The 21,117-nt window shown below is 76.0% G+C and carries 9 protein-coding genes; all 9 read left to right on the top strand.

Annotated elements, in window-relative coordinates:
* Positions 1 to 4 precede the first annotated feature (4 nt).
* A complete protein-coding gene (locus tag ACIRD3_RS07475) occupies positions 5 to 1,774 on the top strand; it encodes a non-ribosomal peptide synthetase (protein WP_402212922.1) in 1,770 nt (589 codons plus the stop codon).
* A gap of 7 nt (positions 1,775 to 1,781) precedes the next feature.
* Complete coding sequence (locus ACIRD3_RS07470; RefSeq protein ID WP_402212920.1) at positions 1,782 to 2,567, top strand: thioesterase II family protein; 786 nt, start codon at positions 1,782 to 1,784, stop codon at positions 2,565 to 2,567.
* On the top strand, positions 2,561 to 3,745 hold the full coding sequence (locus tag ACIRD3_RS07465; protein ID WP_402212918.1) for a cytochrome P450: 1,185 nt from the start codon (positions 2,561 to 2,563) through the stop codon (positions 3,743 to 3,745). The genes ACIRD3_RS07470 and ACIRD3_RS07465 overlap by 7 nt, the downstream gene beginning before the upstream one ends.
* A gap of 110 nt (positions 3,746 to 3,855) precedes the next feature.
* Positions 3,856 to 4,068 (top strand): MbtH family protein, encoded by a 213-nt coding sequence (locus tag ACIRD3_RS07460; RefSeq protein WP_402212916.1) that lies wholly within the window; start codon positions 3,856 to 3,858, stop codon positions 4,066 to 4,068.
* An 8-nt stretch (positions 4,069 to 4,076) separates the two neighbouring features.
* Entirely contained in the window at positions 4,077 to 5,072 is a 996-nt protein-coding gene (locus ACIRD3_RS07455) for a TauD/TfdA family dioxygenase (protein WP_402212914.1), read from the top strand.
* 72 nt (positions 5,073 to 5,144) lie between these two features.
* The gene (locus ACIRD3_RS07450) at positions 5,145 to 18,425 is read left to right on the top strand and encodes an amino acid adenylation domain-containing protein (protein ID WP_402212912.1); all 13,281 of its coding nucleotides are present in this window, start codon (positions 5,145 to 5,147) and stop codon (positions 18,423 to 18,425) included.
* A gap of 6 nt (positions 18,426 to 18,431) precedes the next feature.
* Entirely contained in the window at positions 18,432 to 19,736 is a 1,305-nt protein-coding gene (locus tag ACIRD3_RS07445) for an MFS transporter (RefSeq protein WP_402212911.1), read from the top strand.
* Between the two features lie 73 nt (positions 19,737 to 19,809).
* Positions 19,810 to 20,661, top strand: coding sequence for a dimethylargininase (ddaH, locus tag ACIRD3_RS07440; RefSeq protein ID WP_402212909.1), 852 nt, complete (start codon positions 19,810 to 19,812; stop codon positions 20,659 to 20,661).
* A gap of 177 nt (positions 20,662 to 20,838) precedes the next feature.
* On the top strand, positions 20,839 to 21,078 hold the full coding sequence (locus ACIRD3_RS07435) for a hypothetical protein (RefSeq protein WP_402212907.1): 240 nt from the start codon (positions 20,839 to 20,841) through the stop codon (positions 21,076 to 21,078).
* Positions 21,079 to 21,117: the final 39 nt, after the last annotated feature.

The raw sequence follows: 21,117 nt of genomic DNA, 5'->3' as shown, positions 1-21,117 counted from the left end.
CGCCATGACCGACCTGCTGCAGCGCCTGCGCGCCACCGTCGCCGCCCACCCCGAGCGCACCGCCGTCCTCGCCGCCACCGGAGCGGGCGGCACGGAGCGCCTGGACTTCGCCGCGCTCGACCGCCGCACCGCCGCCCTGGCCCGCGCCCTGCGCGCCCTCGGCGTCGGCCGCGGCGACCGGGTCGGCGTCCACCTCGGCCGCACCGCCGACCTGCCGGTCGCCCTGCTCGCCGTCTGGCGGGCCGGCGCCGCCTACGTCCCGCTCGACCCGGCCTACCCCGCCGAGCGCCTCGCCCTCATGGCCGCCGACGCCCGGCTGGCCGCCCTGATCAGCGTGGACGGCCTGCCGGCCGCCGAAGGCGTGCCGGTGCTGCGCCCGGACGCCGCGGCCGACGGGCCCGCGCTGCCGGAGGAGGCGCACCCGCTCGACCCGGCCTACGTCATCTTCACCTCCGGCTCCACCGGCCGTCCCAAGGGCGTCGAGGTCTCCCGCGGCGCCGTCGCCGGGCTGATGGCGAACCTGGAGGCCATCGGCGCCCACCGCGCCGAGCCCGGCGTGGTCGGCTGGAACGCCAGCGTCTCCTTCGACGCCTCCGTCCCGCAGTGGACCAGGATCTGCCGCGGTGACACCGTCCTCGTCATCGGCGACGAGCACCGCGCCGACCCGGCCCGGCTGGCCGCCCTGCTCGCCGAACACGCCGTCACCGACTTCGACCTGACCCCCTCGCACTGGGAGCTGCTGCGCGAGCCGCTGGCCGGCGCCCGGGTGCCGAGGCTGTTCATGGGCGGCGAGGCCGTCCCCGAGCGCATCTGGCGGGAGCTGGCCGACGGCGGCATCGACGCCCTCAACCTGTACGGGCCCACCGAGTGCACCGTCGAGGTCCTCGCCGCGCCGATCAGCGGCCCCGCACCGCACCTGGGCGAGCCGATGCCCGGGCTGCTGCTGCACCTGCTGGACGAGAAGCTCGCCCCGGTCGCCGACGGCGTGGTCGGCGAGCTCTACCTGGCCGGGCCCGGGGTCGCCCACGGCTACGTCCACCGGCCCGGACTGACCGCCGAGCGCTTCGTCGCCGACCCCTACGGCGCGCCCGGCACCCGGATGTACCGCACCGGCGACCAGGCCCGCCGCGGCGAGGGCGGCCGGCTGGAGTACGTCGGCCGGGTGGACCGCCAGGTCAAGCTGCGCGGCTTCCGGGTCGAACTCGGCGAGGTCGAGCACGCCCTGGCCGGGCTGCCGGGCGTGCAGGCCGCCGCCGTCACCGTGCACGAGCCCGCGCCCGGCGACCGCCGGCTGGCCGGCTACGTCACCGGCGCCGTCAGCGCCGCCGAGCTGACCGAGCGGCTGCGGGCCACCGTACCCGCCCACCTCGTCCCCTCGGTGATCACCGTGCTGGACGTCATGCCGCTCACCCCGAACGGCAAGGTCGACCTGGCGGCACTGCCCGCCCCGGCCGCCGGCGCCCCGGCCGCCGAGCAGGCCGCGTCGGGCGGCGCCGAGGGGTCCGACGGCCTGGCGGACCGGGTCGCCGAGGTCTGGAGCACCGTCCTCGGCGTGAGCGGACTGGTGCCCACCGACGACTTCTTCTCGCTCGGCGGCCACTCGCTCGCCGCCCTGCGGGTCGTCCACCTGCTGCGCCGCAAGCTCGGCATCGAGCTCCAGCTGCGCCACCTGCTCGACTCGGCCGACCTGGCCGCCTTCACCGCCACCGTCGAGCGGGCCGTCGCAGCGGGCACCGCCGCGCCCCGCCCCGCCCTGACCGCCCGGGCCCGGTGAGCGGCGCATGACCACCGCCACCCGGGTCCGACCCCGCGTCGAAGGGGACTGGCTCTTCGTCCCCGCGCCCCAACCGCACCGCCCGTTCCGGCTGTTCTGCTTCCCGCACGCCGGGGGCGACGCCACCGCCTACACCCCGCTGGCCCGCGCCCTCGCCCCGACCGCCGAGGTCTGGGCGCTGCGCCCGCCCGCCCGCGGCGGCCGGCTCGGCCACCCGATGCCCGCCAGCTTCGACCTGCTGGTCGACGCCGTCGTGGAGGCCCTCAGCCCGCACCTGACCGGCCGGTTCGGCTTCTACGGGCAGAGCTTCGGCGCCCTGCTCGGCTACGAGGTCGCCCGGGCGCTGCCCGCCGAGCGGCGGCCCGAGCTGGTCGTCGCCGCCTCCGCCTCGCCGCCCGCCGCCTGGGCCGGGCAGGACCGCCCGCGCTACACCGCCGACGACCTGCTGCGCCTGGCCGGCATGGGCGAACTCGTCGAGGGCGAAGCCGACCTGAAGGAACACGCGCTGCGCGGCATCCGCACCGACCTGGACGTGGTCGCGAGCTACCGGCCCCGCCCGCACCCGCCGATCGGCTCCGACCTGCACACCGTGGTCGGCCTCGACGACCCGCTGCTCACCGGCGGCGGCCTCGACGGCTGGGCCGTCCACACCCGCGGCGCCTCGGGCCACCACGTCGTCCCCGGCGGCCACCTGCTCGCCACCGTCGACGGGCCCGGCCCCGTCGACCTGCTGACCTCCCTCATCGCGCGGCCCGGTGCCGCCCCCCAGCCCACCACGGAGTCCTCATGCTGACCACCACCGCGGTCGACCTCACCGATCCCGACCTGTGGGCCCGGCCCGACACCCCCGCCCTGATCGCGGAACTGCGCGCGGAGGCGTCCGTCCACCGCACCGACACCGTCGACGACGGGCCGGTCTGGTCGGTGCTCTCCTACCGCCACGCCGCCGAAGTCCTGCGCGACGCCCGCCTCTACAGCTCCGAACAGGGCTCCCTGCTCGGCGCCGGCGAGGGCAACGTCCCGGTCGGCTCCGGCCGGATGATGGCCCTCACCGACCCGCCCCGGCACCGCGAACTCCGGGCCCCCGCCAACCCGTTCTTCGGGCCGGGCCCGGTGCGCGGAGCCGCCCCCGGCATCACCGGCCTCGCCACCGCGATCGTCGACAAGGCCGTCGAACTCGGCGAGGTCGACCTCGTCGACGCCGTCTCCGCCCTCCCGCTGTCGGTCATGTGCGACCTGCTGGACGTCCCCGAGCAGGACCGCGAGATGGTCGAGCGGGTCTGCGACGTCGCCTTCCTCGGCAACACCCCGGAGGAGCGCCGGGCCGGCCACCAGCAGCTCATCCCGTACCTGCTGCACCAGGTGATGCTGCGCCGCACGAACCCGAAGGACGACCTGATCAGCAAGATGGCGACCTACCGGGTCGGCGGCAAGCTGCTGCCGGTCGAGGACGTCGTGCTCAACCTGGACAACATCGTCGTCGGCGGCGTCCAGACGGTCCGCCACACCGCCGCCATGGGCCTCTACACGCTGAGCCGACGCCCGGAGCTGTGGCGGCGGTTGCAGCGCGGCGAGGTCGGCATGGACTCGGCCCTGGACGAACTCCTGCGCTGGACCTCGGTCGGCCTGCACACCCTGCGCACCGCCAGCCGGGACACCGAACTCGACGGCCACGCCATCCGGCGCGGCGACCGGGTCGCCGTCTGGGTGTGGTCCGCCAACCGGGACCCGGAGGCCTTCGACCGGCCCGAGGAGATCCTGCTCGACCGCAGCCCCAACAAGCACCTCGCGCTCGGCCTCGGCGCCCACTACTGCATCGGCGCCCCGCTGGCCAAGGCCGAACTCGGCGCCCTGTTCACGGCGATGCTGGAGCGCGTCGACACCATCGAGCCGACCGGCCCGGTCACCCACAACCGCTCGATCATCAACTTCGGCCTGGACCGCTTCCCGGTCCGCCTCCTCCCGCGCTGACCGACCGGCAGCGGCAGTCCGCCGCACCGAACTGCCGCGTTCCTGCCTCGCCTCCTGCCGTTGCGGGCCCCGGGTCGCCCATACCTTCGAAGCAACCCAAGGAGGACACCATGAGCAACCCGTTCGAGGACGACAACGCCGGCTACCTGGTGCTGGCCAACGACGAGAACCAGCACTCGCTGTGGCCGGTCTGGATCGAGGTCCCCGCCGGCTGGACCACCGTCCACGGCGAGGACACCCGCCAGGGCTGCCTCGACTACATCGAGGCGAACTGGACCGACATCAGGCCCGCGAGCCTGGTCGCCTCCCTCGCGCAGCAGTGAGCGCCACCATGCCGACCTGGGACCTGAACCCCGGCCGCCCGGCCCTCGCCCACGCCCCGCGCACCGCGGGCATCGGCGAGGCCTGCGAGTGGCTGCGCGAGAACGAGGCCGAGCTCACCTCGGCCCTGCACCGCCACGGCACGATCTTCCTGCGCGGCCTGCCGGTCGCGAGCACCGAGGACGTCGCGGCCGTGCGCGACGTCCTCATCCCCGAGCGCACCCCCTACCGCGAGAAGGCCACCCCGCGCAGCGACTACGGCAACGGGGTCTTCTCCTCGACCGACCTGCCGCCGGCCCAGCCGATCCGGATGCACAACGAGAACAGCTACACCCTCACGTTCCCCGGCCGGCTGCTCTTCGCCTGCCTGACCGCCCCCGAGGAGGGCGGCGCCACCCCGACCGCTGACTGCCGCCGGGTGCTGGAGCACCTGCCGGCCCACCTGGTCGAGCGGATGCGGACCACCGGCTGGACGCTCACCCGCAACTACTCCGACTACGTCTCGCTCGGCTGGCGCACCGCCTTCGCCACCGAGGACCGCTCCGAGGTGGAGGCCTACTGCCGCGAGAACGGCATCACCTGCGCGTGGCAGCCGGACGGCAACCTGCGCACCAGCCAGCTGCGCCCCGGCACCATCCACCACCCGGTGACCGGCGAGGAGGTCTGGTTCAACCACCTCGCGTTCTGGAACGAGTGGTCGCTGGACCCGGACATCCGCGAGGCGATGATCGACGAATTCGGCCCGGACGGCCTGCCGTTCAACACCGGGTTCGGCGACGCCGAACCGCTCGGGCGCGCCGACGTCGACGCCCTCAACGAGGCGTACCACGCCGCCACGGTGCGCGAGCGCTGGCAGGTCGGCGACGTGATGCTGGTCGACAACGTGCTCTGCGCGCACGGCCGGGACCCGTACCGCGGCGACCGCAGGATCGCCGTCTCGATGGGGCAGCCCGTCGACGTCCTGGACTGCCGGCCCAGCGTCCGGCCGGACCTGGCCGCCGTCTGACCGCCCCGCCCGCCCCCGGGCGGACGAACACCCCGTGCCGTGACGTGAGTAGACGTGAGTAGAGGAAGCACCGTGATCCCGGTTTCGTACGCCCAACAGCGTCTCTGGCTGATCGACCAGATCGAGGGGCCGACCGCGCTGTACAACCTGCCGTTCGCCCTGCGCCTGCGCGGCGAGCTCGACACCGCCGCGCTGCGCGCCGCGACGGCGGACGTGGTCGCCCGGCACGAGGCCCTGCGCACGGTGTTCCCGGTGGTCGGGGGAGTGCCGGTGCAGCGGATCCTGCCCGCCGAGGAGGCGCAGCCGCGCTTCCTGGTGGTGGACCGCGCACCGGCCGACTACCCCGCCCACCGGGACGCGGCCGCCGCCGAGACCTTCGACCTGAGCCGCGAACTGCCCATCCGGGTCACGGTGTTCACCCTCTCTCCGACCGAGCACGTGCTGCTCGTCGTCCTGCACCACATCGCCGGCGACGGCTGGTCGCTCGGCCCGCTGCTGCGCGACCTCGCCACCGCCTACCGGGCCCGGCTCACCGGCCGCGCCCCCGACTGGGAACCGCTGCCGATCCAGTACGCCGACTACGCCCTCTGGCAGCGCGAGCTGCTCGGCGACGAACACGACCCCGACAGCCTGCTCGCCCGCCAGGTCGACCACTGGCGCACCGCCCTGGCCGGGCTGCCGGAGGAACTGGAGCTGCCCACCGACCGACCCCGACCGCCCGCCCCCACCGGCGCCGCCGACTCCGTCGACCTCGCCTGGGGCGCCGGGCTGCACACCGCCCTGCTCGACCTCGCCCGCACCCACCGCACCACCCTGTTCACCGTGCTCCAGGCCGGTCTGGCCGCGCTGTTCACCCGGCTCGGCGCCGGCACCGACATCCCGCTCGGCACCGGCGTCGCCGGACGCTCCGACGAGGCCCTGGACGACCTGGTCGGCTTCTTCGTCAACTCCCTGGTGCTGCGGGCCGACACCTCCGGCGACCCGAGCTTCACCGAGCTGCTCGGCCGGGTCCGGGAGGCCCAACTCGACGCCTTCGCCCACCAGGAGGTGCCCTTCGAGCGGCTCGTCGAGGAGCTCAACCCGCCCCGGGCGCTCGGCCGCCACCCGCTGTTCCAGACCCTGCTGGTGCTGCAGAACCACGGGCAGGACGCCGAACTCGACCTGCCCGGGCTGGAGCCCGCCCCCGAACCGATCGGCCTGCGGGTCGCCAAGTTCGACCTCAACATCGGCATCGCCGAGCACCACGGCCCCGACGGCGCCCCCGCCGGGCTCACCGGCTCGATCGAGTACGCCGCCGACCTCTACGACCGCCCCACCGTCGCCGCCCTGGCCGAACGGCTCGGCCGGCTGCTGGCCGGCGCCGCCGCCGACCCGCACGCCCCGATCGGCACCCTCGACGTGCTCGGCGACGAGGAGCGCACCCGCATCCTCGTCGAGTGGAACGCCACCGGAGCCCCGCGCTGGGAGGGCACCCTCGCCGAGTCCTTCGAGCGGCAGGCCGACCGCACCCCGCAGGCCGTCGCCCTCGCCCACGACGGCGGCACCCTCTCCTACGCCGAACTCGACGCCCGCGCCAACCGCCTCGCCCACCACCTGACCGCCCTCGGCGTCGGCACCGAGACCCCCGTCGCGATGCTGATGGAACGCTCCGTCGAGGTCGTCGTCGCCACCCTGGCGATCCTCAAGGCCGGCGGCTGGTACGTCCCCATGCACCCCGGCCTGCCGCCCGAGCGGATGGCCGACGTGCTCGCCGACACCGGCGCGCCCGTGCTGCTCACCGACCGCGCCGACCCCGGCTTCCGGCACGCGGCCGCCGTGGTCCGCCCGGGCGACGAGGCCGGCGCCCCGGACCACCGCCCCGGTCTGCCCGTCCACCCGGACCAGCTCGCCTACGCGATGTTCACCTCCGGCTCCACCGGCCGCCCCAAGGGCGTCGCCGTGCGCCACCGCGACGTCCTCGACCTCGCCGCCGACCGCCGCTGGCGCGACGGGCGCCACCGGCGCGTCCTGCTGCACTCCCCGCACGCCTTCGACGCCGCCACCTACGAGATCTGGACGCCCCTGCTGGCCGGCGGCACCGTCGTGGTCGCCCCGCCCGGCGCCCTGGACGCCGCCGCCCTGCACGCCGTCACCACCCGGCACGAGGTCACCGCGGCCTTCCTCACCAAGGCCCTGTTCGACCTCGTCGCCGAGCAGGCGCCGGAGACCTTCGCCGCCCTGCGCGTGGTGTGCACCGGCGGCGAGGCCGCCTCCGGCGTGCTGCTGCGGCGCGTCCTGGACGCCTGCCCCGACCTGCTGCTCGCCCACGTCTACGGCCCCACCGAGACCACCACCTTCGCCACCCACCACCCGCTCACCCCGGCCGACCTGACCGGCCCCCGGGTCCCGATCGGCGCCCCGCTGGACAACATGCGCAGCCACGTCCTCGACGCCCGGTTGCGCCCCGTCCCGCCCGGCGTCCCGGGCGAGCTGTACATCGCCGGCGCCGGTCTGGCCCGCGGCTACCTCAACCGGCCCGGCCTGACCGCCGAACGCTTCGTCGCCTGCCCGTACGGCGAGCCCGGCGAGCGGATGTACCGCACCGGGGACCTGGTGCGGCTGCGGGCCGACGGCGCGGTGGAGTTCCTCGGCCGGATCGACGGCCAGGTCAAGCTGCGCGGCTTCCGGATCGAGCTCGGCGAGATCGAGGCGGCGCTCTCCCGCCACCCCGCCGTGCGCCAGGTCATCGTGATCGCCCGCGAGGACCGCCCGGGCGACACCCGGCTGGTCGCCTACTGCACCGCCGACGCCACGCTCACCCCCGACGAGCTGCGCTCCTTCGCCGGCACCACGCTGCCCGGCTACATGGTCCCCGCGGCGGTCGTCCTGCTCGACGCCCTGCCGCTCAACGCCAACGGCAAGGTCGACCGCCGCGCCCTGCCCGCCCCCGACCTCGCCGCCGACGGCAGCGGCCGCGCCCCGCGCGACGAGCGCGAACGGGCCCTGTGCGAGCTCTTCGGCGACCTGCTCGGCATCGACGACATCACCATCGACGACGACTTCTTCGCGCTCGGCGGCCACTCCCTGCTCGCCACCCGCCTCACCGGCCGGGCCCGCGCCGAGCTCGGTGTCGAACTCTCCATCGGCGACCTCTTCCAGGCCCCGACCGTCGCCGGACTGGTCGAGCGGCTCGCCGACCGCGCCCCCGGCGCCCCGGCCCGCCCGGCGCTGCGCCCGGCCGTCCGGCCCGAGCGGGTGCCGCTGTCCTTCGCCCAGCGCCGGCTCTGGTTCCTCGCGCAGGCCGAGGGCCCCTCGGCGACCTACAACGTCACCCTCGCGCTGCGGCTGAGCGGCCGGCTCGACGCCGCCGCCCTGGAGGCCGCCCTCGGCGACGTCGTGGAGCGCCACGAGGCGCTGCGCACCGTCTTCGGCGAGCAGGACGGCACCCCGTACCAGCGCGTCCTGGACGCCCCCGCCGGCGGCCTGCTCACCCGCACCGACCGCCCGACCGACGAGCTGGCCGGCCACACCTTCGACCTCGCCGCGGACCTCCCGGTGCACGCCTACCTGCGCTCCGAGGGCGCCGAGGAGCACGTGCTGGTCCTGGTCGTCCACCACATCGCCGGGGACGGCGCCTCGCTGGGCCCGCTCTACCGCGACCTCGCCGAGGCCTACGCGGCCCGCCTCGACGGCGCCGCGCCCCAGTGGACGCCGCTGCCCGTCCAGTACGCCGACTACGCGCTCTGGCAGCACGAGCTGCTCGGCGACGAGGACGACCCGCAGAGCCTGCTCTCCGGTCAACTCGCCCACTGGCGCGAGGCGCTGGCCGGTGCGCCGGAGGAGCTGCCGCTGCCGCTGGACCGCCCCCGGCCGCCGGTCGCCTCGCACCGCGGCGCGATCGTCCCGCTGGAGTTCGACGCGGCCCTGCACGCCCGGCTCGGCGCGCTCGCCGCCGACCACGGCGTGACCCTCTTCATGGTCCTGCGGGCCGCGTACGCCACCCTGCTGCACCGCTTCGGCGCCGGCACCGACCTGCCGATCGGCACCCCGCTGGCCGGCCGCCTGGACGAGGCCACCCGGGAGCTGGTCGGCTTCTTCGCCAACACCCTGGTGCTGCGCACCGACCTGTCCGGCCGCCCCGGCTTCGCCGAGCTGCTGGGCCGGATCCGGGAGACCGACCCGGCCGCCCACGCCCACCAGGACCTGCCCTTCGAGCGCCTGGTGGAGGAGCTGAACCCGACCCGCTCGACCGCCTGCACCCCGCTGTTCCAGGTGATGTTCGCCTTCGCCGGGGACGCCGAGGACGGGCCGGACCTCGCCGGGCTGACGGTCACCGAGGAGCCGGTGGACTTCGGCACCGCCACCTTCGACCTCAGCCTGCGCCTGGTCGAGCGCCACGGTGCCGACGGCGCGGCGGCGGGGCTGGCCGGTGTCCTGGAGTACGCCACCGACCTCTTCGACCGCGCGACCGCCGAACAGCTCGCCGTCGCCCTCGACCTGATCCTGCGCCAGGTCGCCGCCGACCCGGGCCGGTCGGTCGCCGAGCTGGACCTGCTGCCCGCCGGGCAGCGGGCCGACGCCGCGCTCGCCCGCACGCCGCTGCCCGAGCCCGTGCCACTGGTGCCGGCCGCCTTCGAGGCGCAGGCCGCCGAGACGCCGGCGGCCGTGGCCCTGGTCTGCGGCGACCTCGCCCTGACGTACGCGGAGCTGAACGCCCGGGCGAACGGACTGGCGCACCGGCTGATCGCCGCCGGCATCGGCCCCGAGCAGGTGGTGGCCCTCGCGCTGCCGCGCTCGGCGGAGACGGTGGTCGCCATCCTCGCGGTGCTCAAGGCCGGCGGCGCCTACCTGCCGCTGGACGCCGAGTACCCGGCCGACCGCACCGCCGACACCCTGGCGCAGGCCGCGCCGGCGCTGGTGCTGACCGACGACCGCTGGCCGCTGCCCGAGGTGCTCGACGGGCTCCCCACGCTGGACGTCGCCGAGCCGGACGGGGCCGGTCCGCGGACCGACCCGGCCCCGCGCGCGACGGCCTCCGACGCCGCGTACCTGATCTTCACCTCCGGCTCCACCGGCCGCCCCAAGGGCGTCGTGGTCCAGCACGGCAGCATCGCCGCGCTGCTCGCCGCCCACCGCACGGGAGTGCTGGCCGGGACCGCCCGGCAGCGGGTCGCGCTGACCGCCTCGCTCTGCTTCGACGCCTCCTGGGACGGCCTGCTCTGGCTGGTTGCCGGCCACGAGCTGCACCTGATCGGCGGCGACGTGCGCCGCGACGCCCGGGCCCTGGTCGGCCACGTGCGGGAGCACGGCATCGGCGTGCTGGAGGTGACGCCCTCCTACGCCGAGCAGCTGATCGAGGAGGGCCTGCTGGAGGAGCCCGCGCCCGCCCTGGTGCTGCTCGGTGGCGAGGCCGTCGGCCAGGCGCTGTGGACCCGGCTGCGCGAGGCGCCGGGGACCACGGCCCACAACCTGTACGGCCCGACCGAGTGCACGGTCGACGCCCTGACCCACCCGCTGGACGCCACCGAGCGGCCCGTCCTCGGCCGCACCGTCGCGGGCACCCGCGGCCACGTCCTGGACGAGTACCTCCAGCCCGTCCCGCCCGGGGTGCCCGGCGAGCTCTACCTGGCCGGCGCCGGTCTGGCCCGCGGCTACCTCGACCGGCCCGGCCTGACGGCGGAGCGCTTCGTCGCCTGCCCGTTCGGCGAGCCCGGGGAGCGGATGTACCGCACCGGGGACCTGGTCCGCCGCACCCGCGACGGCGAGCTGGAATACCTCGGCCGCACCGACCACCAGGTGAAGATCCGCGGCTTCCGGGTCGAACTCGGCGAGATCGAGCGCGCCCTGACCGCGCACCCCCGGGTGCTCCAGGCCGCCGTCCTGCCGGACGGCGACGGGCTGCGCCTGGTCGCCTACCTGGTCACCGACGGCCCGCTCGACCCGGCCGAGGCACGGGCCACCGCCGCCCGGACGCTGCCCGGCTACATGCTGCCGGCCGCGATCGTGCCGCTGGACGCCCTGCCGCTGACCGCCAACGGCAAGCTCGACCGCAGCGCCCTCCCCGCGCCGGACTTCGCCGCGCTGTCGGCGGGCCGGGCGGCGCGCACGCCGCAGGAGGAGATCCTCTGCGGGCTGTTCGCCGAGGTGCTCGGCCTCGACGGCGTCGGCATCGACGACGACTTCTTCGACCTCGGCGGGCACTCGCTGCTGGCGACCAAGCTGCTCAGCCGGGTGCGGTCGGCGCTGGGCGCGGAGCTGGGCATCCGGGACGTCTTCGAGGCGCCGAGCGTGGCCGGTCTGGCCGTCCGGCTGGGCACCGGCGCGCGGCGTCCGGCGCTGGCGGCGGGCGGTGAGCGCCCGGAGCGGGTGCCGCTGTCCTTCGCGCAGCAGCGGCTCTGGCTGATCGACCGGATGGAGGGCCCCAGCGCCCTCTACAACGCCCCGCTGGCGTTGCGCCTGGCCGGGGAGCTGGACCCCGCCGCGCTGGAGCGGGCGCTCGGCGACGTGGTCGCCCGGCACGAGAGCCTGCGCACCCTGATCGGCGAGTCCGACGGCACCCCGTACCAGCGCGTCCTGCCCGCCGAGCGGGCCGCGCTGCCGCTGGACACCCGGGACTGCCCGGCCGCCGAGGTGGCCGCCACCGTCGCCGCACTGTGCCGCCGCGCCTTCGACCTGCGCACCGAACTCCCCGTTCGCGCGGCCCTGTTGCGCGTCTCGGCCGAGGAGCACGTGCTGGTCCTGGCGCTGCACCACATCGCCAGCGACGGCTGGTCGCTCGGCCCGCTGGTCCGCGACCTCACCACCGCCTACGCCGCCCGCGCCGGCGGCGCCGCCCCCGACTGGGCGCCGCTGCCCGTCCAGTACGCCGACTACGCGCTCTGGCAGCGCGGACTGCTCGGCGAGGAGAGCGACCCGGAGAGCCTGCTCTCCCGCCAACTCGACTACTGGCGCCGGACCCTGGCCGACCTCCCGGACGAGGCGACGCTGCCGCTGGACCGCGCCCGCCCGCCGGTCGCCTCGCACCGCGGCGACCGGGTCGCGCTCAGCCTCGGCGCCGACTGCCACCGCGACCTGGTCGCGCTCGCCCGGGCCCACCGGGTCACCCTCTTCATGACCGTCCAGGCCGCGCTGGCCGCGCTGCTCACCCGGCTCGGCGCGGGCACCGACGTGCCGATCGGCTCGGTGGTGGCCGGGCGCTCCGACGAGGCGCTGGACGACCTGGTCGGCTTCTTCGTCAACACCCTGGTGCTGCGCACCGACACCTCGGGCAACCCCAGCTTCGCCGACCTGCTCGGCCGGGCCCGGGAGACCGCCCTCGGTGCCTACGCCCACCAGGACGTGCCCTTCGAGCGCCTGGTCGAGGAGCTCAAGCCGACCCGGTCGCTGGCCCGGCACCCGCTGTTCCAGATCATGCTGGTGCTGCAGAGCAACGAGCAGGCCGACCCCGCCACCGCCGGCCTGCGGGTCGAGGCCCTCCCGGCGGCCACCGGCTCCGCCAAGTTCGACCTCAGCCTGATCGCCGAGGAGTCCTTCGGCGCCGACGGCGAGCCCACCGGGATCGACTGCGCCTTCGACTTCGCCACCGACCTGTTCGACCGGGAGACGGTCGAGGCGGTCGCCGTCCGGCTCGGGCGGCTGCTGGCGGCGGTGGCCGCCCGGCCGGAGCTGCCGATCGGGCGGATCGAGCTGCTCTCGGCGGAGGAGCGCGCCGTGCTCCCGGCCGCCGGCGGCGCGCTGCCGGCCGAGGTCCCGCTGCTGCCGGCCGCCTTCGCGGCCCGGGCCGCCGAGACCCCGGAGGCCGTCGCCCTGGTCTGCGGGGACACCGCGCTGACCTTCGCCGAGCTGAACGCCCGGGCCAACCGGCTCGCCCACCGGCTGATCGCGGCCGGCGCGGGGCGGGAGTCCGTGGTGGCCCTCGCGCTGCCGCGCTCGGCGGAGACGGTGGTCGCCATGCTGGCCGTGCTCAAGGCCGGTGGCGCCTACCTGCCGCTGGACGCCGAGTACCCGGCCGACCGCACCGCCCACATGCTCGCCGACGCCCGCCCGTCGCTGGTGCTCACCGACGGCCGCTGGCCGCTGCCCGAGGTGCTCCACGGGCTGCGCACCCTGGACGTCGCCGAGCCGTCCGAGGCCCCCGAGACCGATCCGCGGCGGGCCGTCGACCCGGGCGACGCCGCCTACGTCATCTACACCTCCGGCTCCACCGGCCGCCCCAAGGGCGTCGTGGTCCCGCACGGCGCCGTCGCGAACCTGCTGGCCGCCCACCGGGCCGCGCTGATCGACGCCACCGGGCGGGACCACGGCCGGCAGCGGATCGCGCTCACCGCCTCGCTCTGCTTCGACGCCTCCCTGGAGCCGGTGCTCTGGATGTACGCGGGGCACGAGCTGCACCTGATCGGCGACGAGCTGCGCCGCGACCCGGCGGCGCTGGTCCGCCACACCGCCGGGGCGGGCATCGACGCCCTGCACCTCACCCCGTCCTACACCGAGCAGCTGATCGAGGAGGGGCTGCTGGACGCACCCGCGCCGCGCCTGCTGCTGCTCGGTGGCGAGGCCGTCGGCCAGGCGCTGTGGCAGCGGCTGCGGGAGCACCCCGACACCGCCGGCCACAACTTCTACGGCCCGACCGAGGCCACCGTCTACGCGCTCACCCAGCCGCTCGACGCGGCGGAACGCCCCGGGCTCGGCGGCCCGATCGCCGGGGTGCGGGCGTACCTCCTGGACGAGTACCTCAACCCCGTCCCGGCCGGCGTGCCCGGGGAGCTGTACCTGGCCGGCGCCGGTCTGGCCCGCGGCTACCTGCACCGGCCCGGCCTGACCGCCGAGCGCTTCCTCGCCGACCCGTACGGCGAGCCGGGCGCGCGGATGTACCGCACCGGGGACCTGGCACGGCGCACCCGCGACGGCGGTCTGGAGTACCTCGGCCGCACCGACCACCAGGTGAAGATCCGCGGCTTCCGGGTCGAACTCGGTGAGATCGAGCAGGTGCTGGCCCGCCACCCCGCCGTCCGGCAGGCCGTGGTCACCGTGCGGGAGAGCGACACCGGCGACCGCCGGCTGGTCGGCTACTGCACGGTCGGCCGGGAGGCTCCCGAACTCGCCGTCGAACTGCGGCGGTTCGCCGCCGAGTCGCTGCCCGGCTACATGGTGCCGGCCGCCGTCGTCCTGCTGGCCGCGCTGCCGTTGACCGGCAGCGGCAAGGTGGACCACCGGGCGCTCCCCGCGCCGGACTTCGCCGCGCTGTCGGCGGGCCGGGCGGCGCGCACGCCGCAGGAGGAGATCCTCTGCGGGTTGTTCGCCGAGGTGCTGGGCCTGGACGCGGTCGGTGCCGACGACGACTTCTTCGACCTGGGCGGGCACTCGCTGCTGGCGACCAAGCTGCTCAGCCGGGTGCGGTCGGCGCTGGGCGCGGAGCTGGGCATCCGGGACGTCTTCGAGGCGCCGAGTGTGGAGGGGCTGGCCGTCCGGCTGGGCACCGGTGCGCGGCGTCCGGTGCTGACGGCGGGTGGTGAGCGCCCGGAGCGGGTGCCGCTGTCCTTCGCGCAGCAGCGGCTCTGGCTGATCGACCGGATGGAGGGCCCCAGCGCCCTCTACAACCTGCCCCTGGTCCTGCGCGTGACGGGGGAGTTGGACCCGGCGGCCCTGGAGCGGGCGCTCGGCGACGTGGTCGCCCGGCACGAGAGCCTGCGCACCCTGATCGGCGAGTCCGACGGCACCCCGTACCAGCGGATCCTGCCCGCCGAGCGGGCCCGGGTCGGCGTCGAGCTGCTGCCGCCGGGCACCGCGCCGCAGGCGTGCACGGCCCGCCCCTTCGACCTGGCCGCCGAACTGCCCGTCCGGGCCCACCTCATCCCGGCCGCGGACGGCGGGCACCTGCTCGTCCTCGTCCTGCACCACATCGCCGGCGACGGCTGGTCGATGGGCCCGCTGCTGCGCGACCTCGCCACCGCCTACGCGGCCCGCACCGGCGGCACGGCCCCCGACTGGGCGCCGCTGCCCGTCCAGTACGCCGACTACGCGCTCTGGCAGCGCGGACTGCTCGGCGAGGAGAGCGACCCGGAGAGCCTGCTCTCCCGCCAACTCGGCTACTGGCGCCGGGCCCTGGCCGGACTGCCGGAGGAGCTGTCGCTGCCGCTGGACCGGCCGCGCCGGGCGGCCGCCAGCCACCGCGGCGAGCGCGTCGTCGTCCCCTACGGCGCGGAACTCCACCGGGCGCTCGCCGCGTTGTCCCGCGAGCACCGGGTGACGATGTTCATGACGTTGCAGGCCGCGCTGGCCGCGCTGCTCACCCGGCTCGGTGCGGGCACCGACGTGCCGATCGGCTCGGTGGTGGCCGGGCGCTCCGACGAGGCGCTGGACGACCTGGTCGGCTTCTTCGTCAACACCCTGGTGCTGCGCACCGACACCAGCGGCGACCCCGGCTTCACCGAGCTGCTGGCCCGGGTCCGGGAGGCCCAGCTCGACGCCCACGCCCACCAGGACGTGCCCTTCGAGCGCCTGGTCGAGGAGCTCAACCCGGCCCGCTCGCTGGCCCGGCACCCGCTCTTCCAGGTGATCCTGCTGCTGGAGGGCGCGGGGGAGTCGGCGCCGCTCGCCGGGGCCGGACTGGACGCCACCGTGGAGTCCTCCGGCGGATCGGTCGCCAAGTTCGACCTCTGCGTGGGCTTCGGCGAGTCCTTCGACGCCGACGGCGCCCCCGCCGGGCTGGAGTGCGCGATCGACTTCGCCACCGACCTGTTCGACCGGGAGACGGTCGAGGCGGTCGCCGTCCGGCTCGGGCGGCTGCTGGCGGCGGTGGCCGCCCGGCCGGAGCTGCCGATCGGGCGGATCGAGCTGCTCTCGGCGGAGGAGCACGCCGCCCTCCCGACCGCGGGTGACGCGCTGCCGGCCGAGGTCCCGCTGCTGCCGGCCGCCTTCGCGGCCCGGGCCGCCGAGACCCCGGAGGCCGTCGCCCTGGTCTGCGGGGACACCGCGCTGACCTTCGCCGAGCTGAACGCCCGGGCCAACCGGCTCGCCCACCGGCTGATCGCGGCCGGCACCGGCCCGGAGTCCGTGGTGGCGCTGGCCCTGCCGAGGTCGGTGGAGAGCGTGGTGGCGATCCTGGCCGTGCTCAAGGCCGGCGGCGCCTACCTGCCGCTGGACGCCGACCACCCGGCCGACCGCACCGCCCGCACCCTCGCCGATGCGGCCCCCGCCCTCGTCCTCACCGACGAGCGGTGGCCGAAGCCCGAGGCGCTGGCCGGCCTGCCCACCCTGTCCGTCACCGCCTCCCGCGAGCCCGAGGGCCGTACCGAGGGCCGGACGGACGACCCGGCTCCGCGCGCCGGGGCCGGCCACGCCGCCTACCTGATCTACACCTCCGGCTCCACCGGCCGCCCCAAGGGCGTGGTGGTCCAGCACGGCAGCATCGCCGCGCTGCTGGCCGCGCACCGCCGCGGAGTGGTCGGCCCGGCCGAGGCCGCGCACGGCCGACTGCGCGTCGCGCTCACCGCCTCGCTCTCCTTCGACGGATCGCTGGAGCCCCTGCTCTGGCTGTTCGCCGGGCACGAGCTGCACCTGATCGACGACGAGCTGCGCCGTGACCCGGCCGCCCTCGTCCGGCACGTCCGCGCCGCGGGCATCGGGGTCATGGACCTCACCCCCTCGTACGCCGAACAGCTCGTGGCGGAGGGCCTGTTGGAGGAGGCCGCGCCCGCGGTGCTGGTGCTCGGCGGCGAGGCCGTCGGCCAGCAGCTGTGGACCACCCTGCGGGAGGCGCCGGACACCCTGGCCCACAACCTGTACGGCCCGACCGAGGCCACCGTCTACACCCTCGGCCGGCCGGTCGACGCCGCGGAGCGCCCCGGCCTCGGCGGCCCGATCCCCGGCATCAGGGCCTACGTCCTGGACGAGCACCTCCACCCCGTCCCGCCGGGCGTGCCCGGGGAGCTGTACCTGGCCGGTTCCGGTCTGGCCCGCGGCTACCTGCACCGGCCCGGCCTGACCGCCGAGCGCTTCCTCGCCGACCCGTACGGCGAGCCGGGCACCCGGATGTACCGCACCGGGGACCTGGCCCGGCGCACCCGCGACGGCGGTCTGGAGTACCTCGGCCGCACCGACCACCAGGTGAAGATCCGCGGCTTCCGGATCGAACTCGGCGAGATCGAGCACGTGCTGACGCTCCACCCGGACGTGTCCGCCGCCGCCGTGCTGCCCGCCGAGGACGGGCTGCGCCTGGTCGCGTACCTGGTCGCCGACGGCCGGCCGGACCCGGCCGAACTGCGCGCCTTCGCCGCCGAGCACCTGCCCGGCTACATGCTCCCCGCGGCCTTCGTCCCGCTGCCCGCCCTGCCGCTCACCGGCAGCGGCAAGCTCGACCGCGCGGCGCTGCCCGCACCGGACTTCGGGCAGCTCACCGGTGGCCGCGCCGCCCGCACCCCCCAGGAGGAGCTGCTCTGCGCCCTGTTCGCCGAGACCCTCGGCCTGGAGCGGGTCGGCATCGACGACGACTTCTTCGACCTCGGCGGCCACTCGCTGCTGGCCATGAAGCTGCTCGCCGGCGTCCGCGCCGTCCTCGGCACGGACCCGGGCATGCGGGCCCTGTTCGAGGCGCCCACCGTGGCCGGGCTGGCCCGCCGGCTCGGGCAGGGCCAGGCCGCCGACGCCCTGGACGTCCTGCTGCCGCTGCGCACCGGCGGCGACCGGGCCCCGCTGTTCTGCGTCCACCCGGCGGCCGGCATCAGCTGGGTCTACTCCGGGCTGCTGCGCCACCTCGGCCCCGAGCAGCCGGTGTACGGCCTGCAGTCCCGCGGCCTGCGCGGCGGGGCGCCGGCGAGCGTCGCCGAGATCGCCGAGGACTACGTGCGGCAGATCCGCGCCGTGCGGCCCACCGGCCCCTACCACCTGCTCGGCTGGTCCTTCGGGGCCGTGGTCGCGCAGGAGATGGCGGTGCGGCTGCGGGCCGAGGGCGCCGAGGTCGGCCTGCTGGCGCTGCTGGACGGCGCCCCGGCGTCGCCCACCGCCGCCGCCCCGGTCGTCGAACCCGCCGACACCCTGGACGAGTTGCTGCGCTCGCTCGGCCACGATCCGGCGGACGAACGCGGCCTGGCGGGCCTGCAGGCGGTGCTCGGCGAGGCCGTGGCCGTCCTGCCCGAGGTCTTCGACCGGCACCGCAAGCTGATGGCCGAGCACGTGCCGGACCGCTACCGGGGGGACGCCGTGTTCTTCGGGGCGACCACCGGCAAGCCCGCGGACTGGCCGTACGAGCGGGCGTGGCTGCCGCACCTGGACGGCCGGATCGAAGCCCACCGCCTCGCCTGCGCGCACGGCGAACTGACCCAGCCGGAACCCCTCGCACGGATCGCCGCCGTGCTGGCCGAGAAGCTCGGAGCGTGACCCGCGATGACCACCACCGTCCCGATCGAGTCACCGGCGCCGCCGGAGCGCCCGCGCGGCCGCTGGGGCCTGTGGGCCCAGGGGGACTTCCGCCGGCTGTGGATCGGTGAGACCACCAGCACCCTCGGCACCGCCGTCGGCAGCGTGGCGCTGTCCCTGGTGGCCGTGGTCACCCTCGGCGCCGGCCCGCTCGCCGTCGGCGGGATCAACGCCGCCGCCTGGCTGCCCTGGCTGTTCCTCGGCCTGCCGGCCGGCGCCTGGGTGGACCGCTGGCCCCGGCTGCGGGTGATGCTGGTCTGCGACCTGCTGCTGCTGGTGCTGTTCGGCAGCGTCCCGGTGGCCGGCTGGCTGGGGGTGCTCTCCCTCGCCCAGCTGGTGGTGGTGGCCCTGTTCACCGGCGCGGTGAAGGTGTTCTTCTCCACCGCGTACGGGGCGGTCCTGCCGACCCTGGTGGCCCGGGCCGACCTGCTGGAGGCCAACGTCAAACTGCGCTCCGGCGCCTCGGCGGCGGAGATCGCCGGCCCCGGCGCGGCCGGTCTGCTCTCCCAGGCCTTCGGCGCCGCCAGCGGGATGCTCGCCGACTCGCTCACCTACCTGGTCTCGGCGATCTGCCTGCGGCGGATCAGGACCGAGGAGCACCCGCCGCCGGTCTCCGAGCGGCGCGGCATCCCGCGCGAGATCGGCGAGGGCGTCCGCTTCCTGCTGCGGGATCCGTACCTGCGCACCTTCGCCTGCTTCGCCGCGGTCGGCAACCTCGGCCTGAACGGCATCCAGGCGGTGCAGACGGTCTTCCTGGTGCGCAGCGTCGGGATCCAACCCGGTGCGGTGGGCGGGGTGTTCGCGCTGGTGAGCGTCGGAGGACTGGCCGGGGCGATGCTGGCCGGGCGGATCGCCCGCCGGCTGGGCACCGCGCGCGCCCTGCTGGTCTGCGAGCTGGTGGTCGCGCCCTTCATCCTGCTGCTGCCGCTGGCGGGGGAGCGGCTGCCGCTCCTGGTCAGCGCGCTCGCCTGGGCCGTCGCGGTCTGCGGCGTGGTGGCGGGCAACGTCCTGGCCGGCAGCTTCTCCCAGGCCTACTGCCCGCCCGAGCTGATCGGCCGGGTCCGCGCCAGCTCCGCGACCGTCAACTACAGCGCGATCCCGGTGGGCGCCCTGCTCGGCGGCTGGCTCGGCGAGGTGATCGGCGCCCGCGGCACCATCTGGCTGATGGCGGGCGTGCTGCTCTCGGCCGGCCTGGTGCTGCTGGCCAGCCCGCTGCGCGGCCTGCGCGACTTCCCGACCCGGCCGACGGCCCCCGAGGCCCCCGCGGCCTGACCCGCTCCCGTCCCCGCACCCCCTGCTTCCCGCACCCCACTGCTTCCCGCACGTCCCCGATCCGGAGGATCCGATGACCAGCACCGCCCGTCCCACCGCCACCGCCCGTCCGGCCCGCACCGCCCGTCCGCGCCGCTACCTGATGTGCCGTCCGGAGCACTTCGAGGTCACCTACGCGATCAACCCCTGGATGGACCCGGCCAAGCCGGTGGACACCGACCTCGCCGTCGCCCAGTGGGAGCGGCTGTACGCCCTGTACGGCGAGCTCGGCCACCAGGTCGACCTGATCGACCCGCTGCCCGGACTGCCCGACATGGTCTACGCGGCCAACGGCGCCACCGTGGTGGACGGCCGGGTGCTCGGGGCGCGCTTCCGCAACGTCGAGCGGGCCGCCGAGGGCCCCGCCTACCTGGAGTGGTTCCGCGACCGGGGCTTCGCGACGCACGACCCGGAACACGTCAACGAGGGCGAGGGGGACCTCCTGCTGACCGGGAGCTACGTGCTGGCCGGGCGGGGCTTCCGCAGCGTGGCCGAGGGGCACGCGGAGGCGCAGGAGTTCTTCGGCCGCCCGGTGGTCGGCCTGGAGCTGGTCGACCCGCGCTTCTACCACCTGGACACCGCGCTCTCGGTGCTCGACGGCGACGAGATCATGTACTACCCGGAGGCGTTCTCGCCCGGCAGCCGCACGGTGCTGCGCCGGCTCTTCCCGGACGCCCTGCTGGTGAGCGAGGCGGACGCCGAGGTGTTCGGGCTCAACGCGGTGAGCGACGGCCTGCACGTGGTGCTGCCGGAGGCGGCCGTGGGCCTGGCGGCGCGGCTGCGGGAGCGCGGGTTCCGGCCGATCGGGATGGACCTCAGCGAGCTGCTCAAGGGCGGGGGCAGCGTGAAGTGCTGCACCCTGGAGATCCGTGCGGCGGCGGCCTGAGCCCGCCGACCACCGCCCGGTGCGCACCGCCCGGTCCTCACCGGTGCGCACCGGTGGTCAGCGGTGATCAGCGGTGCTCCGCCGTAGATCGGCCGTTGACCGGCCCCCGCAAGACTGGTGCCACACCACGACGGAGACCTTCCCCACCAGGGGGAAGCGACTGAAGGAGCACCAGAGATGACGCAGCGTCCGGCCACCGCCTCCGCCCGCCTCCGGCTGCTCACCGTCGGCCTCGGGGTGGCCGTCGCCCTGGGGGCCGGCCTCTCCGTCACGGCCGCGGTGGCGGAGTCGTCCGGCACCGGCACGGCGACGACGGTGGTGGTGGGCGACGCCACGCCGACCCCCACCCCCGTCGTCCCCACGCCGTCCCCCACCGGGCACGGCAGCACCGGTGACTGGAACAGCACCGGCTCCTGACCGACCGGGGCCAAGCAGGAACGGTCCGCAGGAACGATT

The organism is Kitasatospora sp. NPDC093550, from assembly GCF_044764985.1.
GTDB lineage: Bacteria > Actinomycetota > Actinomycetes > Streptomycetales > Streptomycetaceae > Kitasatospora.
This window is presented reverse-complemented; position numbering and strand designations above follow the sequence as displayed.

Excerpts from the sequence above, each read along its gene's own strand:
- ACIRD3_RS07455 (WP_402212914.1), top strand. The coding sequence starts at position 4,077 with ATGCCGACCTGGGACCTGAACCCCGGCCGCCCGGCCCTCGCCCACGCC.
- ddaH (WP_402212909.1), top strand. The coding sequence starts at position 19,810 with ATGACCAGCACCGCCCGTCCCACCGCCACCGCCCGTCCGGCCCGCACC.
- ACIRD3_RS07470 (WP_402212920.1), top strand. The coding sequence starts at position 1,782 with ATGACCACCGCCACCCGGGTCCGACCCCGCGTCGAAGGGGACTGGCTC.
- ACIRD3_RS07445 (WP_402212911.1), top strand. The coding sequence starts at position 18,432 with ATGACCACCACCGTCCCGATCGAGTCACCGGCGCCGCCGGAGCGCCCG.
- ACIRD3_RS07475 (WP_402212922.1), top strand. The coding sequence starts at position 5 with ATGACCGACCTGCTGCAGCGCCTGCGCGCCACCGTCGCCGCCCACCCC.
- ACIRD3_RS07460 (WP_402212916.1), top strand. The coding sequence starts at position 3,856 with ATGAGCAACCCGTTCGAGGACGACAACGCCGGCTACCTGGTGCTGGCC.
- ACIRD3_RS07465 (WP_402212918.1), top strand. The coding sequence starts at position 2,561 with ATGCTGACCACCACCGCGGTCGACCTCACCGATCCCGACCTGTGGGCC.
- ACIRD3_RS07435 (WP_402212907.1), top strand. The coding sequence starts at position 20,839 with ATGACGCAGCGTCCGGCCACCGCCTCCGCCCGCCTCCGGCTGCTCACC.